Source organism: Mucilaginibacter corticis (genome assembly GCF_007558865.1).
Taxonomy (GTDB): Bacteria; Bacteroidota; Bacteroidia; order Sphingobacteriales; family Sphingobacteriaceae; genus Mucilaginibacter; species Mucilaginibacter corticis.
Window position 1 is genome coordinate 343194 of record NZ_VLPK01000004.1, and the last position, 18503, is coordinate 361696.

Annotated in this window: 12 protein-coding genes and 1 tRNA gene; 10 read left to right on the forward strand and 3 right to left on the reverse strand. The window is 42.1% G+C overall.

All coding sequences use genetic code 11. From position 1 onward, the window contains the following. The first annotated feature begins 26 nt into the window (after positions 1–26). From FO440_RS20160 to FO440_RS20170, 3 genes are all read left to right on the forward strand, one after another. Entirely contained in the window at positions 27–1874 is a 1848-nt protein-coding gene (locus FO440_RS20160; protein WP_144250101.1) for an arylsulfatase, read from the forward strand. A 29-nt stretch (positions 1875–1903) separates the two neighbouring features. Beyond that, positions 1904–2644, forward strand: a complete 741-nt coding sequence (locus FO440_RS20165) for a rhodanese-like domain-containing protein (protein ID WP_144250102.1) — start codon at positions 1904–1906, stop codon at positions 2642–2644. A gap of 62 nt (positions 2645–2706) precedes the next feature. Then, positions 2707–4287, forward strand: a complete 1581-nt coding sequence (locus FO440_RS20170; RefSeq protein ID WP_144250103.1) for an arylsulfatase — start codon at positions 2707–2709, stop codon at positions 4285–4287. A 36-nt stretch (positions 4288–4323) separates the two neighbouring features. On the opposite strand, the gene FO440_RS20175 is transcribed toward FO440_RS20170, so the two are convergent. Further along, complete coding sequence (locus tag FO440_RS20175; protein WP_262711498.1) at positions 4324–5412, reverse strand: acyltransferase family protein; 1089 nt, start codon at positions 5410–5412, stop codon at positions 4324–4326. Between the two features lie 230 nt (positions 5413–5642). Between FO440_RS20175 and FO440_RS20180 the strand changes: the two genes are divergently transcribed. From FO440_RS20180 to FO440_RS20195, 4 genes are all read left to right on the forward strand, one after another. Then, positions 5643–6803: an acyltransferase family protein gene (locus FO440_RS20180; protein WP_144250105.1), complete on the forward strand. Its 1161-nt coding sequence runs from the start codon at positions 5643–5645 to the stop codon at positions 6801–6803. 112 nt (positions 6804–6915) lie between these two features. Further along, positions 6916–9138, forward strand: coding sequence for a beta-N-acetylhexosaminidase (locus FO440_RS20185; RefSeq protein ID WP_186292731.1), 2223 nt, complete (start codon positions 6916–6918; stop codon positions 9136–9138). 254 nt (positions 9139–9392) lie between these two features. After that, a complete protein-coding gene (locus FO440_RS20190) occupies positions 9393–12536 on the forward strand; it encodes a SusC/RagA family TonB-linked outer membrane protein (RefSeq protein ID WP_144250107.1) in 3144 nt (1047 codons plus the stop codon). Positions 12537–12573: 37 nt separating this feature from the next. After that, entirely contained in the window at positions 12574–14184 is a 1611-nt protein-coding gene (locus FO440_RS20195) for a SusD/RagB family nutrient-binding outer membrane lipoprotein (RefSeq protein WP_186292732.1), read from the forward strand. Between the two features lie 361 nt (positions 14185–14545). Here the strand turns inward: FO440_RS20195 and FO440_RS20200 are convergent. After that, a tRNA-Arg gene (locus tag FO440_RS20200) sits at positions 14546–14619 on the reverse strand. Positions 14620–14863: 244 nt separating this feature from the next. Between FO440_RS20200 and FO440_RS20205 the strand changes: the two genes are divergently transcribed. Then, positions 14864–15721 carry an N-acetylglucosamine kinase gene (locus FO440_RS20205; protein WP_144250109.1) on the forward strand — a complete coding sequence of 286 codons (858 nt, stop codon included), beginning with the start codon at positions 14864–14866 and terminating at the stop codon, positions 15719–15721. A gap of 123 nt (positions 15722–15844) precedes the next feature. On the opposite strand, the gene FO440_RS20210 is transcribed toward FO440_RS20205, so the two are convergent. Beyond that, positions 15845–16534 carry an NUDIX hydrolase gene (locus FO440_RS20210; protein ID WP_144250110.1) on the reverse strand — a complete coding sequence of 230 codons (690 nt, stop codon included), beginning with the start codon at positions 16532–16534 and terminating at the stop codon, positions 15845–15847. Positions 16535–16662: 128 nt separating this feature from the next. Here FO440_RS20210 and pfkA point away from each other — a divergent pair, with 128 nt between their 5' ends. Together pfkA and FO440_RS20220 are read left to right on the forward strand one after the other, a co-directional pair. Beyond that, positions 16663–17649, forward strand: coding sequence for a 6-phosphofructokinase (gene pfkA, locus FO440_RS20215; protein ID WP_144250111.1), 987 nt, complete (start codon positions 16663–16665; stop codon positions 17647–17649). Then, positions 17649–18497, forward strand: a complete 849-nt coding sequence (locus FO440_RS20220; protein WP_144250112.1) for a hypothetical protein — start codon at positions 17649–17651, stop codon at positions 18495–18497. Before pfkA ends, FO440_RS20220 begins: the two co-directional genes overlap by 1 nt. Positions 18498–18503: the final 6 nt, after the last annotated feature.

Below are 18503 nucleotides of genomic sequence, written 5' to 3' on the forward strand. Positions count from 1 at the left end.
AAAAAATACTAAAAACATTACTTATCATGATAAACTTAAAAAAACATCGCAACAAAATAAGGCTGTTCCTAACAGTGATTGGGGTAAGCGGCCTGCAAAGCGTAAACGCGCAAAATGCCCAGCCATACCAGGGTGTTGTTGGCAAAACCCTTAACGACTCGAAAGAATGGTGGCCTGAAACCGTAAAAGCACCTAAAGGCGCACCAAACGTAGTATGGATCATCCTGGACGACGTTGGCTTTGGCGCTACCAGTACTTTTGGCGGCATCATCAAAACCCCAAACTTTGATACATTGGCTAATAATGGCTTGCGTTACACCAATTTTCATACCGCGGGTATTTGCGCGCCTACACGGTCGGCATTATTAACCGGGCGTAACCACCATTACGTACATGAGGGCGGATTTTCGCACGTGAATATGTCGGCAGGGTTTCCGGGATATGACGGGCGCATTCCATCAGACAAGGGCACCATTGCCGAGATTCTGCGCGAGAACGGCTACAATACATTTGCCGTTGGTAAATACGGTTTAACACCTGACGAAGAGGCCACGGATGCCGGCCCGTTTGACCATTGGCCAACCGGAAAGGGCTTTGACCATTTCTTCGGATTTTTAGGCTCAGCTACCGATCAGTATAAGCCTGATCTGGTTGAAGATAATGCGCACGTTACCCCGGACGGTCGTCATTTAAATGAGCAGATCACTGATAAAGCCATTAGCTATATCACAAGGCAGCATAAAGTAGCGCCTGACAAACCTTTCTTCCTGTACTATGCGCCGGGCGCAACCCACTCGCCGCACCAGGTTGCTAAAGAATGGAGCGATCTGTACAAAGGCCAGTTTGATTCGGGCTGGGATGATTTCAGGGAAAAAGTAATAGCCAATCAAAAACGCCTGGGCATTATACCGGCTAACGCTAAACTGCCTGATCGTAATACCCGTATCCCTGCATGGAAATCATTATCGCCTAATGAAAGAAAACTTTACGCCCGCTTTATGGAAGTTTATGCCGGTTACCTGACCTATACAGATCATGAAGTAGGTCGTCTGGTAAATTACTTAAAACAAAGCGGACAGTTAGACAATACTTTGGTATTTGTAATACTTGGCGATAACGGAGCAAGTAAAGAGGGGACGCTTCACGGTGTGATCAAACCTAAAACAAACTCGGCTAAATTGGTAACAGAAGGCGCTTACCTTAAAACAAATTTAGAGGATATTGATGATATTGGTACGCCACAGGCATCAACCAACTATCCGCTGGGCTGGGCACAGGCTGCCAACACGCCGTTTAAATACTGGAAACAAGATGCCAACTCAGAAGGCGGCACCCGCAACCCGCTAATCGTTTATTATCCAAAAGGGATAAAGGATAAAGGTACCATCCGTACACAATACGGTCATGTTATTGATGTATTGCCAACCACGCTTGAATATCTGCATATCCAACTGCCTGAATCTATAAGAGGCATTAAACAGGATACTTTACAGGGTACCTCATTGGTTTATTCTTTCGATAACGCCAACGCGCCGTCAAAACATACTCTGCAGCATTATTACATTTTTGGCTCGCGGTCTATTTACAGCAATGGCTGGAAAGCAGAGGCCGCCCACCATCCGGATAACGTAGAGCTGGGCGATTTTACAGTTGGACAGACAGTACCCGACAAAAGCTTTGACGACGATGTATGGGAACTGTATAACCTGAACGACGACTTTAATGAGCGCATTGACCTGGCTAAAAAATATCCTGAGAAATTAAAGGAATTGAAGGCTGTGTTTGATGCACAAGCTAAAAAGAACCACCTGTACCCATTTATCGACTGGTATGATGTATATCATTTAAGGATCCATCAGAATTATAAAAAATAGATTTTATGAAACGGTTAACAATTAGACCCATGAAAGCTGTGAAAATAAATTTATTAGCCCTGCTTGTTGTGGCAAGTGGGGTAGTTAAGGCACAAACTATTGTGGTTAAACCGGGCGAGCTATCTGTAAAAGAGGTAGCTGCCCAAATTAACACGCAAAAGAATCCGCAGATACTTGATGCCCGCAGTAATGAGGAGTACGCGCAGCACCATATCCCCGGGGCAGTTAGCGCAGATGCTAACGCTCCGGGTCATGAAGCGGTGTTTAACAGCCTGTCAAAAGATGAACCGACATACATCTACGCTATTGGGGCTGCCCGAAGTACCATAGTGGCTAACGAGTTGCGCAAAGAGGGATTTAAAAAGGTTTATGTAGTAGCTGGTGGTTTGTCAAGTTGGGTAGGATCAGGGTACCCGGTAACAACCACTAAACAGGCAAATACTTTATCAAAAAATCAGTATGCTGCGCTTAGTGGTTCATCGCCGTTAGTGCTGATAGATTTTGCATCACGGTATTGCCCAACTTGCAAAAAGCTGATCCCTACTTTAGATTCATTGAAGGCTGATAAAAGCTTCAAACCAAAAATAATAACGATTGAGGAATATGACAACCCGGTATTGGCGCATCAATTAGGCATTTACGTATTACCCACGCTGATACTTTACAAAGACAACAAAGAGGTATGGCGCAAATCAGGCCTTTCATCAGCCCGGCAAATTGCCGATGTGGCTAACGACCCAAACAAGTTTAAACCGGCAAGTACAAAATAAATTGATACCCTTTTCTCACGTGGCTATGCCCGGGAGATTTTTCATTTCTGATCTACCATAACATGTTTAAACCGTTCTGCATTTTTATTTTAAGCCTGATGTTGACGGCCAGTTTTTCGCTGGCGCAGACAGCTAAAACCAAACCTAACATCGTCATCATTTTGGCTGATGATATGGGCTTTGCCGATATAGGCAGTTTTGGGTCGGAAATACAGACTCCGAACATAGACCGCCTTGCCGCCAATGGGTTAAAAATGACCCAATTTTACAACGCTGGCAGGTGCTGCCCGTCGCGTACTGCTTTGCTTACCGGTTTGTACCCGCATCAGGCGGGTGTTGGTGATATGGTTGCCAACAAGGGTTTCCCGGCTTATCAGGGCTATTTAAACGAACATTGCGCCACCATAGCAGAATTGCTGAAAGCAGAAGCCGGGTACACCACTATCGTATCGGGTAAATGGCATGTAGGTTTGCAGCCATCGGCGCTGGCTTATAACAGGGGTTTTGATAAGTCGTTCACCATGCTAAATAATGGCAGCAGTTATTTTAACTCGAAGCCATTGTACAACGATGGCAGTAAAATAACCTTCATGCTGAATGATAAAGAGATAGTGCGCAATGACACTTCAAAATACTTAACCCAGGCCATTACTGATTTTGCTATCGGCTCGCTTGAGCAGATCAAGGATCAGAAAAATCCTTTTTTCTTATATGTTGCCTATAACGCGCCGCACTGGCCCATACAGGCGTTGCCACAGGACATTGCCAAATACAGAGGTAAGTACCTTAACGGCTGGGATGCTTTGCGATATGCGCGATATAAAAAGCTTTTAGCCGCAGGCATTATCAAAAAAGAATGGGCGCTTTCACCAAAATATGAAAGCGTACCTGACTGGGATAAACTTAGTGCAAATGAAAAAGATAAGTGGGATACCCGCATGGCCATCTACGCCGCTATGATAGACCGGATGGATATTTGTATCGGCGAGATCTTAGACAAGCTTAAACAAATAGGGAAGGATAAAAATACCATCATCCTTTTTGCGTCAGACAATGGCGGAAGTGCTGACGAAGTTAAATCGCTTTCAACCGTGATCCAAAAATCGGGTACTCCCGGCTCGGTTGAATCTATCGACAGTTATGAAAAGCCGTGGGCCAATGTGAGTAATACGCCTTTTAAATTATTTAAGCGCAATACTCATGAAGGCGGAATTTCTACACCGTTCATAGCTTATTTCCCAGGCGTGATTAAAGCCGGGTCGACCAATACGCAGGTAGGCCACTTTATAGATATTTTACCTACTTGCTTAGACCTGGCGGGTGTTACTTACCCTGAGCAATTTAGGGGTCGCAAGCTTACCCCGGTTGAGGGTAATAGCCTTGCAGGTTTGTTTAAAGGCAAACCTTATAAAGACCATGACGCAATTTACTGGGAGCATGAAGGCAGCAGGGCCATCAGGAAAGGAAAATGGAAACTGGTAGCAGAAAATAATACCCCATGGGAGCTTTACGATATGGAAAGCGACCGCTCTGAACTTAATAACCTGGCCGCGAAATATCCTGACAAGGTGAAACAACTGGAAACAACCTACTTAGCCTGGGCCAACAAAGTCGGCGTACAGGACTGGAATAAAATTAAGTGATCAATGAATTTAGATCGTTGTCAGCTTTAAAAAATATCAAGCCTCATCAGTTTTGGTGCTTTTTTGTGAGTGAGGTGCAGATTTAAGATTTAATTTCCGGCGAAAATATTGTCCGAGTTTAATGGACGGTAATTCTATGATCTTGTAATATAAGTAAGAAACAATAAAAATAATTACAAACGCCGGGATTGCTTTAACGAATGCCAGGTATGACTTAGGAGCCAAAATATTAAACCACAATAGCATTTTAAATAAAGGTGGTTCATGCAGTAAATAGATACTGTAACTGCACAAGCCTATCGCTATTAAAATTTTTAAGGTATAAGCTTTGGTGTTTATTTGTGCATGTAATACCCACTCAAAAAAAGCTAACCATGCTATTACCGAGATCAGGGCGCTTAAAGCAGGCGAAACGTAGAAACCGGCCAAAATTATCAGGACAAAACCGGCAAATGCAATTACTCCTCTGTGTTTTTTGAATAATATTTTGTTGTTAAAATATCGTTCGGCTAATAGTGCGCCCAATGCCCATATACCCCAATAGTTTAAAACAAAGTTTGACTGTGCAACCTTTGATCCGCTCATTATGAAATAAGTTATACCATAAGATACGGGCATGATCAACCAGATTATGAGCGTAGTTTTATTAATACCATATTTTTTCCGGAGCCATAATAACAATGGGTATAAAAGGTAGAGCTGCATCTCGAGCGCCAAACTCCAGTACACACCATTTATGGAGTAATAAAATCGGTCGAATAAATTATGGATTAAAAACAGGTGTGCAAACAGGTCCTTTAAACCTTCACGCGAGTGGGTATAATAATTTATTCCTGCCCCGGTAAAACAAAATATCAAAAGCGATAACAGGTATGGTGGATAGATTCGCCAAAATCGTTTACTGTAAAAAACAGAGAGATTAAATTGCTGATTGCCGGATAAAAATCCCAGGTGGATAACGAAACCGCTGACCAGCAAAAACAATTCAACTCCTGTCCAGCCGTAGGCTGTCGGCAGCAAATTTAATAATCCGGTTTTGCCGGTGTTATCGCCTAATTTGAACTTCGGAAAGAGGAACTCTTGCGCGTGAAATAGAAACACACATATAATTGCAATACCACGCAATATATCAACCCTGTCTATATGTTTTTTAGTTTCGATGACTGTGCAATTGGTAAGTGTGGCCTTATCAAAGATATTAATATTTGTGTTTTGTAAAAATGTACGATACTTAGGGCAGTCGAAGCTTCAGAACCTATTCTTAAATGACAAATAACGTTGCGTATCGATTATATTTTTTTATTAATTACATTTAAGTTTATTATAATGCTTAATTTAAGGTCATTAACTGATGTATGGAGAATCAAGCAAAAGGACAATCGTCCCGTTTATTATCACTCGATGTTTTGCGTGGTGCAACCATGGCTGGTATGATACTGGTGAATAACCCCGGCGACTGGGGCCATGTCTATCCCCCACTGGACCATGCTGAATGGAACGGCTGCACTCCAACAGATCTTATTTTTCCATCCTTTCTTTTTATGGTGGGCGTATCTATTGTATTCGCTATGGAGAAACGGCTTACACAAACCGCGGATCATGGCAAACTGATAGCACATGCTTTTAAACGTATGATCACTTTATTGCTGATCAATTATGGCGTTGATATTTTCTTTACATTTCTTGATGGTAATTTTAATATCCTTTCCATCCTGCACGATATCCGTATACCGGGGGTGCTGCCGCGCATTGCGGTGGTGTATTTTATTTGCACAGTTATTTATCTGAAGACCACGCCTAAAACACGTGTATGGCTATTTGCAGGCGCGCTGGTTGGTTACTTCATTATAATGACCTGCATACCGGTTCCGGGAGTAGGCTACGCTAATTTGCAGCCTGCCATTAACCTGGGCGCATGGTTAGACAGGTTGGTATTCGGCACCAACCACTTATGGAACCAGTCGCACGTATGGGATCCTGAAGGCATATTAGGTACCTTGCCGGCTATAGCTACCGGTTTGTTTGGTATAAGGGCAGGTACGTGGCTGAAGAGCAAAAATATTGAAGACAGTAAAAAAGTGGTCTGGATGCTGGTATATGGCTTGGGTGCTGTATTGATTGCTATTTTTTGGGATATATTCTTTCCTATCAACAAAAAATTATGGACAAGCTCTTTTGTTTTATATACCGGCGGCCTGGCTACAATTGCCCTGGGTACTTTATATTGGCTGATAGATGTAAATAATTATAAACGTGCCGCGCCATTTTTCGTGACTTTTGGTATGAACTCCATCACTGCTTATGTGCTGGCAGACCTTGTGCCGGGCATTATGGGCGCAATAAAATTTAATCATAACGGTAAGCCGGCAAACCTTTACGGATATATTTATCAAACGGTATTTGTGCCCTATTTTAATCCCTTTAATGCATCGCTGGCAGCAGCTATCGCATTAGTGCTTTTGTTGTGGTTGTTAATGTACCCTTTATATAAATACAAGGTCATTATAAAGGTATAGTTCAAAGAAAAGCAATCAGTTACGCTATGAAATGTCGATTCATTATATGAACAATCATAATCATCCTTTCAGATCAGATTGTTTGCTAAAACTATGCTTGACTACAGCATTAATGCTATTTTATTGCACGAGCGTTGTTGCCCAATTACATATTATCCCACAACCGGTAAGTGTTGTTGAACATAAGGGCCAATTTGTATTAAAAAATTCGGCCGTTATAGCTGTTACTTCCGAAAACGAGATCGTTGCAAACTATTTTCAACACTACCTTTTAACTACTTACGGGTTAAAATTAAGGGTAAAACTATATAAAGATGTCCCCGCCAATGCCGCTATCAGGATTTACGCTACTAATGACAGTGTTAAGAGTGCCTATAATTTACAGGTATCGCCAAAGGCAATAATAGTTAAAGGAAATGGTGCCGGCGCTTTTTATGGCATACAATCGCTTATACAATTGATCAACGGTAACCATGGCGAAAAATTAGTTATTCCTTTATGTGATATTAAAGATTATCCCCGTTTTGGTTGGCGTGGCCTAAGCCTTGATGTAAGCCGTCATTTTTTTACCGTTGATGAGGTGAAAAAATATATCGATATCATGGCTCATTATAAACTGGATGTACTGCACTGGCATTTAACCGACGATGAAGGCTGGCGGATACAGATCAAACAATACCCATTGCTGACAGAAGTAGGCTCAAAAATGGCCTATTACTCAAAGATCGGCAAATTCAGAAAGTTAGATAATTTAATAGACGAAGGGCGCGATGGTTTTTATACTCAGGACGATATCAGGTCGGTAGTGAAATACGCGCAGGATAGGTTCATTGACATATTACCTGAAATTGAAATGCCCGGCCATAGCGCGGCCGCAGCGTTTGCATACCCTGAATTACGCTGTAAAGATTCAACAGGACTACGCCCAACGACAAGCATGCTTGACCCGAGTGAATACACTTTTACATTTTATGAGCATGTTTTAGGCGAGGTAATGCAATTGTTCCCCAATAAATATATACACATAGGTGGCGATGAGGCCGAAATGACCGACTGGCTAAAAAGCCCTACGGCTATTGCTTTAATGAAGCGGGAACATTTTACCGATTTGCGCCAAATACAAAGTTATTTCATTAAAAGAATAGAGCGCTATCTGCTGGCGAATAAAAAAAAATTGATAGGGTGGGACGAGATCTTAAAAGGAGGGCTGGCACCATCCGCTACGGTAATGAGCTGGGAGGGCGAGGAAGGCGGGATAATAGCAGCTAAAATGCACCATGATGTTGTGATGACGCCCTTGCCGCAAATGTATTTTGATGCACCGCAGGCCAAAGACGAAAATGAACCTATTGGCTGGAACGACCCCGTAACCTGGCAAATGGTTTACAATTACGAGCCGCAATCTATTCGTTTATCACCGCAGGAAGCAACTTATATATTAGGTGCCCAGGCTAATATCTGGACTGAGAAAATTGGCACTTATAAGCATTTGGAATACATGATATATCCCCGGTTGCTGGCCGAGGCCGAATTGACCTGGTCGCCGGTTGCCGATAAAGATATTAACCGGTTTGAGCAGGCCATGTATGCGCATTATCGCTTATTTAAGTTATGGGGCGTTAACGCGCGTATCCCTGATGTATATGGGCTGGAAGGCGTGCTGACCAATAAAAGTATCTACACGCAAACCCTGACTTATCCTTTGCCCGGCGCCGCTATCCGATATAATCTTAATAGAAAGTTACCGGATACTAACGCCACAGCAAGCGCATTCCCGGTGGCGATCAAAACTCCTGTTGTTGATAGTTTGATCATCAAAGCCTATGTAACTTACCCCGGTCAGCAACGCATTATACAATCTGCTGCTTTAAAACACATCGATATTGCACCACCACTGTCTGTCAACACAGCTACGCTGAATTCGGGACTCAATTGTTTAATTTATAAAACAACGCTTAGTAATTTACCTGCGCTTGATACCGGGCGAAATTTCATAAATACGGTATTGACGGAAAACGGGCATATAAAGCCGTTTGTTGGCTTATACAACACCTGGGTTAAATTTAACGGCTATCTCAAGATCGATACCGAAGGGGATTATAAAATAACCTCGGGCTTTGAAATCAGCCCGATCATGTTCTTGGGCAAGGTCATTATTTTGAGTAATCAAAACAAATATGTAGAGCCGCAAGCTGTCATTTTACATCTGCAAAAAGGTCTGTACCCGCTTTTGGGATATTATTTGGCTGATGATACAAATAGCCGGCAATCATTAATTAACCTAACTACTGCCGATGGCAAATCATTAAACGCAGCCGGCTTCTTGTTCCATTGATCGAATAATGTTCCGGCCTCGTCATGTTTGATTTTTGCAGGATACCCCGGGGCTTTAGTTAATAGTATATTTTTTAATTAAAAAGTTAAATTTTAGTCTGTATTGAGTTTTCAATATTAATTTAATGTTGTAACTTACTATCGGATTCCAAAATCTGCCCCTGATACCTTTATTCTTTTGATGTTTTATCCTTAAAATATTCAAAAAATGTTTTTTTCCTATGGTTAAATTACTCTTTAATTAAAATTCAAAGTATGAAAAAACACCTTTACACAACAAAAGTTAATACCATTTTAAAAGCCGTCACGCTGAATTTAGTGGTCCTATTATTGTTAATTGGCAGGGCTGCTGCACAGGATGGTACACCCATCAGCATAACCGGAACGGTTACTGATGCCGTATCAAAGGAATCTGTGCCTGGTGTAACGGTTATGCCTAAAGGAGCCACTACCGGCGGGGTAGCCTCTGATGCGTCGGGTAAATACACCATCACAGCAAGCAGTACGTCGACCCTCGTTTTCTCGGCAATCGGCTATGAGAGTTACCAGGTTTCCGTGGCTGGCAAAACCCAGATCAACATAAAACTACAGCCATCTGTTCAGGAATTGAAAGAAGTAACGGTCGCGTTGGGGTTCTCTAAACAGCGGCAGGCTGTAGGATATTCTGTTTCACAAGTAAAGGGGGCATCAATTACCGAAGCGCGGGAGAATAGTTTCGTAAATAGCTTGGAAGGCCGCGTTGCCGGGGTAAATGTAAGCGGCGTCGCTTCGGGACCGAATGGCTCAACCAATGTAGTTATACGGGGCCTTACCAGCATGACCGGGAATAACCAGCCACTATACGTTTTAAATGGCATCCCATTGGTTAATAATAACTATGCGCAAACCGGCAACGATGGTTATGGCGGTAAAGATGGCGGTGATGGCATCGGCGATATTAACCCTGATGATATTGAAACCATATCAATACTAAAAGGCGCATCTGCAACGGCGCTGTATGGGTATCGCGGTGCAAATGGAGTGGTATTGATCACCACCAAAAAAGGCAGAGCGGGTACAGGCCTTGGGGTTGAAATAAATTCAAACTTTGTGCGTGAAAATATCATTGATGAAACTGATTTTCAAAATGTATACGGGCAGGGGTATAACGGGGTAGCACCTATCAGCCCGGCAGATGCTTTGGGTTCGATGGAAGCAAACTGGGGCGGCAAACTGGACGGGCATAACGCCTACCAGTTTGACGGAAAAATGAGACCCTATTCAGCTGTTGCCAATGGAAACCTTTCGCGCTTTTACCGTGCGGGCGGCACCTTTACCAATACTGTATCTTTCAGTAAAGGCTTTGGCGACGATGGAGCTACACGTTTTTCCGTAAGCGATCTGCACGACCAAAGTTATGTGCCTAACGCAGGGCTGCAACGTCTTACATTTGGCCAGAACACTAACCTGAAATTCGGGAAGCATTTAACGCTCGATCTTTTTTCACAATACGTATCTGAATATACTAAAAACCAACCCAATCTTTCTGACGCGGTGGGCAACTTAAACTGGGGGCCAATGTTTGTGCCGAGAAATATTAACATCACCACCTTGGCGGGCGTTAACGGAACCGGTACCCTGGCAGATGGCCGCACCGAATTAAATCCCTTTGCCGACCCATATACAACCAACCCATATTTTGCCGCTTATGAATTACAAGGGGCTATTCACCGTAATCGCTTTACAGGTTCGGCAAACGCCAAATATACATTTGACAGCGGCTATTTTATTGGTTTACAGGTTGCTGATGATTATAGCAGTGACCGGAATACAAACATTGAGCCGCCGGGTACAGGTTACCTGATAGATTCAGGAATAGCCGGCGACATGACCGAACAAAATGTAAAGCAAACCGAATTAAACATTGACCTTACAGCCGGAAAGAATTTTAAGTTCGGCGATGTTGGGATGAATATTTTACTGGGTGGTAACTACCGTAAATCCGCACAAGAATATCTTACAGCAGGCGGTAATACTTTCGCTATTCCCAACTTATATAATGTAGGTAACCTTGTCTATCCGTCAACGTCTTTGCAAACCAATAATGAAGAGTATCAATCGCTTTATGCAAGCGCCGACTTTAACTACAAAGACTTTTTGTACTTAACGGTAACCGGCCGTAATGATTGGTATTCAACTTTATCGCCAGGCACCATCAATTATCTTTATCCGTCGCTAAGCGGCTCATTCGTGTTTTCAAACTTGTTACATATTGAAAACATGGATCTGGGCAAATTAAGACTAAGCTATGCCCAGGTTGGTGGTGCGGCCGAATCGCCTTACCAAACCTACCAGTTGTATGGTATCAGCGGCACTTTTACACCTGGTAACGGCGGAATATTCCCGATAGGCACAGCAGGGAACGGAACGATACCGAACTCCTTATTAACACCTTCAAAAAGAAAAGAATTTGAGGTTGGTACGGAAATAGATATGTTTAAAAACAGGCTAAGGTTTGACCTGGCGGTTTATCATAAACAAGTAATAGACGATATAATCCCGGTAAGTATTGATTACACTTCGGGCTATAATTCGGCTTTGCTGAATGTCGGAACGATTACCTATAACGGCGTTGAACTTGCGGTTGGCGGTACGCCTGTTAAAACCAGTGATTTTAGCTGGGATATTGATTTGAACGGCACTTATACTAAAGGTAAGGTAGTTTCACTTGGCGGTCAGCCTAATATTAACTTGGGTTCAGAAGCATCTGATTGGGGATCAACAGCTTACCTGCAGGACATTGTCGGAAAAGAACCCCTGCAAATAATTGCAGAAGCACCCGCGCGTGATGCAAACGGAAAAGTTATCATTAACCCGCTGCTGGGTACGCCGGATCCGGCAGATTCGCAACCCCAAAGTTTTGGGTCGGGAGAAAACCCATGGTACGGCGGTATTACCAATGCTTTCAAATACAAACACTTTACCTTATCGTTCCTTGTGGACGGAAAATTCGGCGGACATGTGTTTTCTAACACTAATATCATAGCTTACCAAGATGGCCTTTCCAAACTTACCGTAAGTGGCAGGGAGCAATTTTACGGAAGTAACAAAGATCAGAACGCCCAAACTTACTACCGCAATCTGGCCTTCTCAAACCAGGGGCAATTTGTGTACAGCGATAGTTTTATCAAATTCAGGCAGGTGATATTCGGCTATGATTTCCCAACAACCATATTCCATGGCGCAATACATGGTTTACGTTTGAGTTTTGTGTGTCATAACGTATTTACGATCATGAAAAAGATACCAAATGTTGATCCTGAATCGGGTTACACCTCGTCTGTATTATCACAGGGGCTTGAAGCGCCTTCTGTTCCTTATTCCAGGACGCTTGGTTTAAACCTTAATGTCAAATTATAAGTAAATGCATGTGTATAAATATTATAAAAACTTCAGCATGAAAAATAAGACCTTATATATATTAGCAATATCAGCCGCTGTTATGATAGCTTTAGGTTCGTGTAAAAAGGACCTGGCAAAAACAAACATAGATCCTGACCATATTGATGGTGCCCAGGTAGATCCTAATTTCTTACTAACTACCGTTCAACTATCCTACACCGGATCTTCAACTCCGGGAGGGAGTTCATGGTCAACCAAATGGGGGGGAGTAGGCTGCTTTGTTCAGCACGTAGCATCAACAGGTGGTTTTTATTACGGCGATAAGTACCAGAATAATACTGGCGGGATGGGTGCGTTTTTTCAGGATAGTTATACCGTGACTGTTCAGCCGGCCGTAGAACTTTACCAACTTACGTTAAGTAAACCCCAGTACAAGAATCTGCATCAAATGGCCCGGATAATGAAAGCCATGATATTTGAGCAATTAACAGATCTTTACGGTGATATTCCCTATTCTCAGGCCGGGCTTGGTTATTATTCACACATATATACGCCCGTGTATGATAAGCAACAGGATATTTATAACGATTTGCTAAAAGAGGTGTCGCAAGCTACCGACAGCCTTGACGATGCCGCCGATCACCCTACCGGTGATGTGATTTATTCGCAGTCAGGCAACCAGATCGCTGAATGGAAAATGTTTGGTAATTCATTATTACTGCGCATGGCCATGCGTCTTACCAAAGTAGATCCCGCAACTGCTCAAAAATATGTAAAACAGGTTATTGGGAAAACAATGGCAAGTAATGATGATAACGGTATTATTCAACACATTCAAAGTTCTAATGCTTTGACAGCAAACCAGGACGCGGCACAAATTTTTAGCCAGGACAGTACGGATATCAGGTTGTCAAGCACCCTTGTGAGTAATATGAAAAAAAATGCTGATCCCCGCTTGCCTGTCGTCGCCTGGATTGCCTATGGCGTAACAGGCGATGATCCTGACAACCTGGTGTTCCCATCGTTTACGGACAGTACCGCGACCGCGCAAATTGGTTTGCCGCCCGGCTATATTATCGGTGGTTTAAGCCCGGCGACAAATTTATTGATCGTTGCTAAAGATTCCTTGCCTGATCAGGTGCTGGGCGGGTATTCACGCATCAGCAATAACTTGCTGTCGTTAAGCGCGCCAAGCCTGATCCTTACTTATGCTGAAACGGAACTCTTGTTGGCCGATGCTTCTTTGCGATGGGGGATTGGCGGCGATGCCCAAACCCATTTCAAAAATGGGGTAGAGGCTGCTATTAACCAGTACTCGGCTTATGGCGATTTTCCGACAATTAGTGACGACGCCGCTGATAATTATTATCAAAGCTTTGTAAATAACTATGGCAGCGTAAATCTTTCGCAGGTTAATATGCAATACTGGCTTGCCTCGCTTATGGATGAGTATGAAAGCTGGAGTAATTGGCGCCGCAGTGGCGACATGCCCCATTTAAAGCCAACTAACTATCCCGGTAATGTAACCGGCGGTACTATACCACGCAGGTTAAACTATCCGGTAAGTCAAAAAAATACCAATTTGGCTAACTACAATAAAGCCGTAGCTAACCTTACCGGTGGCGACAGGATAACCAGCCGGGTATGGTGGGATGTTGCAAAATAAACATAGCAAAAAGAGGCTGCATCAGTATGATCAGCCTCTTTTTAATTAAACTCTTAATTATGCGGTCTACCCTACATTTTACGCAACGTCTGTTTCACGCGAGTGTGTAACAGATGAAACACTTGAAACAAGATTTTTAATTAAATATTTGATAAATAGATATTTAATAAAATCCAGTGAAACAAAATGAAACAAAAAACTGACAATATAGCGCCACCAAAAATATCAGTAAAGTAGTTTAAAATGAGCGGTCTTTATAAGGCAAAAAAAAACGGCAAATGCCCGGATATATGCTTACAGGCGAATTACATAAAAAACAAAAAAGTCTCAAACCTTTCGATTCAAGACTTTTAGCTTTCTGTGATCCCATTTGGATTCGAACCAAAGACCTACAGATTAGAAATCTGTTGCTCTATCCAGCTGAGCTATAGGACCATCACTACCTTCTTTCATGATCATGTAATCATTAGGAAGGATTTAGCGGTGCAAAGATGCAAAAATATGGCTAAAAAATAAATTAGAAAATTACTTTTTATTATTACTAAAGCTGTGGTTATAATTAAAACCTTAACTTAATATTAATATAAAACGTATATCAGCGCATATTTTTTTTGATATAAAGTGCTGAATTACGAGAAGAAATTATACTTTTAGCGGACAATTTCAAAAACTCAAAGCTATGATCATAATTGCTGACGGCGGCTCGACTAAAACGAACTGGTGTTTACTAAACGAAGAGGGTGTAAAGGTGTACTTTAATACAGAAGGATATAACCCTTACTTTTCAAGTATTGCATATATTGTTAATTCACTAAATGAAAATTTACCTACTGATCTTGAAAAAGACAAGATCACCGAAGTGAATTATTATGGTGCAGGCTGTTCTACCGCCGAGAAGCGTAAGCAGGTTGAAGATGCTATGGCTGCTGTTTTTACCAATGCTAAAATAAACATAGGCCATGATCTGCTTGCAGCGGCCCGTGCGTTGCTGGGCAGAAATGCCGGTTTTGCGGCTATTTTGGGTACAGGTACAAATACCTGTATTTATGATGGTAAAGACATTGTTAATAATATTGATTCGGGTGCCTATATTTTGGGTGATGAAGGTAGCGGTTGCTACATCGGTAAAAAATTGTTAACCGACTATATCAGGGGATATATGCCTGAGGTTGTTCGTACGCTTTTCTGGGAAACTTTCCAGCTTACACCTGATGATGTGAACGAGCAGGTTTATACCAAACCTTTAGCTAACCGTTTCTGTGCGGGTTTCAGCAAGTTTGTATATGACAATAACGTTCATATTGAATATTCAAGGAATTTGGTTAGAACATCATTTGAAGATTTCTTTAAAAACCTGGTAACTCATTACCCTGATTATCAAAAATATACTTTTAACTGCATTGGTTCTGTTGGTTATAACTTCCGTAATGTCTTAGAAGAAGTTGCAAAAGAAAACGGAATGGTAGTGGGTAACATCATCCGCTCACCTATAGATAGCCTGGTTAAATTCCACCAGGAATTGGCTACAGAAGCATAATAGTGATTAGAGATTAGTGATATCTCAAGCTATACAAGTAAATAGAAAAGGCGATAAGTTTCAATACTTATCGCCTTTTCTATTTCGCCGTTGACAGGCCAATTTCTAATCTCTAATCACCAATTACGCCGTCAATTCATTCTGAAAGATCTTAGCGTACTTGCGCCTGTCAAATTTGTAAAGTTTTGCTGCGCGATAGGATACTCCTTTTTGTTTTTCAACCAGTTCCTTTAAGAATCCATAACTCAGCATTTTTTTGCGGAAATTACGTTTATCCAGCTTTTTATTCAGGATGGCCTCATATAAACCTTGCAGTTGTGTCAACGTAAATTTCTCGGGTAGCAGATCAAACGCGATAGGCTGGTGGTTTAACCTCCTGCGAATTTTGCCGAAACCATTGTTAAAGATCTCGGTATGATCAAACGCTAATTTGGGTAAATTATTAACCGGGTGCCAAATGGCTTTACGGGCGTATTGATTTATCGGCCTCAATTCCTTTTGTCCGTTAATACGGATCAAGGCATAGTATCCTACGGTAATTACACGGCCCTGCGGGTGGCGGTTTACCTCGCCAAAGGTGTGAAACTGCTTCATCTGCAGATCGCGCAGGCCCGTAAGCTCATATAATATGCGGTCTGCCGCATCGTCAAGGCTTTCATCTTGTTTTACAATATATCCGGGTAGGGCAAACCAGCCGCTAAAAGGCTCTTCATTACGTTCAATTAGCAATATTTTCAGCTCGCCGGCCTCATAGCCAAAAATTAAACAATCAATAGAGAATACGGACTCAAACGTGGGTAATTTCTCTTCCAAAGTAGCGTTATAATTAAGTTTGTAATTTATTAAGATAGATGCTTTCCTGCATCAAAAATAAATAAAAATAAATTTAACGGTGTAATTTTCACACCTTATATTCGTGCAAAATTTTTTGGGAGAAGAAGATGCGTAAAATTTCGAAAATTGGGGTACTTACATCAGGTGGCGATGCGCCGGGAATGAACCCGTGTATCAGGTCTGTTGTGCGTACGGCTATATACAACAACTTACACGTTGTGGGTATAAAGCAGGGGTATAAGGGCATGATCGAGAATGATATGTATGACATGGGCACCCGTTCTGTAAGTAACATATTAAATTTAGGTGGTACCATATTAAAGACAGCACGTTGCCTGCCTTTCCGTACAGATGAAGGTATGGAAACAGCTTATCAGAATATAAAAGCGCAGGGTATTGATGGTTTGGTAGTAATAGGCGGCGATGGTACATTTACCGGCGCGTTGCGCTTTTCACAAAAATATCCCGATGTATCTGTAATAGGTATACCGGGCACTATTGATAATGATCTTTACGGTTCAACCTATACTTTGGGTTTTGATACCGCTACAAACACGGTTATTGAGGCTATCGATAAGATCCGCGATACTGCGGATTCGCACGATCGTTTGTTTTTTGTTGAAGTGATGGGGCGCGATTCGGGCGCTATCGCGCTGCGTGCGGGTATTTCATGCGGCGCGGAAGCGATTTTATTGCCTGAAAAATCAACAGCTATTGATGAGTTGATCGCACAACTGAAAAGCGGAGAATCAAATAAAAAATCATCAAGTATAGTTATTGTTGCCGAAGGCGATAAAACCGGCGGCATTTATGACCTGGCCAAAGCAGTTCAGAAAGAAGTTACCAATTACGATATTAAGGTTACTGTACTGGGCCACCTGCAAAGGGGAGGAGCGCCAAGCAGCTTTGACCGTGTGTTAGGCAGCCGTTTAGGCTTTGCCGCAGTTAACGCGTTAATTGCAGGCCATAGCCAAAAAATGGTAGGTTTAGAAGCTAACCATATTAAACTTACACCGCTTGAAGAAGCGCTTAGCCATCATGACTTTAAATTAGAGGCAGACCTTTTACAAATGGTGGAGGTACTTTCCATATAATGATCGCGGTTGTATATAGCGGATCAAACCATGCAGACTGGCGTTTGTCAGATAAAGGAAAAACTATTGCTTCTTTTAAAACCAATGGTATCAATCCCTATTTTAACGATGAGAAACATATCGTACAACTGTTAAATAAAAATATTAACCTGATCCATCACGCTGAAGAAATGAAGCGGATCTATTTTTTTGGAGCAGGATCATCCTCTAAAGAATTACAAAGCATTGTTTGCAACGCATTTGCTACCTTCTTTAAGTTTGCTAAAATAAGTGTGGCGCATGATATTGAAGGCGCTGCCATTGCCTGTTGCCGCAATACGCCGGGTATTATAGGCATTTGCGGCAGCGGATCAAATGCGGCATGGTATGATGGCCGTAAGGTTAGGCCTAACAATTACGGATTAGGGTACATCCTGGCCGATGAAGGATCAGGTAACTGGTTAGGCAGGCAGTTGATAAAAGGATTTATGAACGAAACTTTGCCTGAAAATCTTCGCAAAAAATTTGCGCATAAATATGAGGCCGACCGCAAGACTTTACTTGAAAAAGTGTATCGCCAAAAACAAACCGCTTTGTATCTGAGCTCGTTCAGTGAGTTTTTTATAGAGAATAACGGCGATGAATATCTGAAAAGCGTCATAAAAGACGGATTTAATAGACTAATATCCACATACTTGTTACCTTTACATAAGCAACACCCGCAGGCACCTTTACATTTTGAAGGTTCGGTGGCTTTCGCGTTCCAGGATCACCTGCGCGAAGCAACTGCCGAAGCCGGGCTTGAAATTGCGGGCATTATAAAAGAACCTATAAATAATCTATTAACGTATTATTCAAATAAAAATTAAAAAATC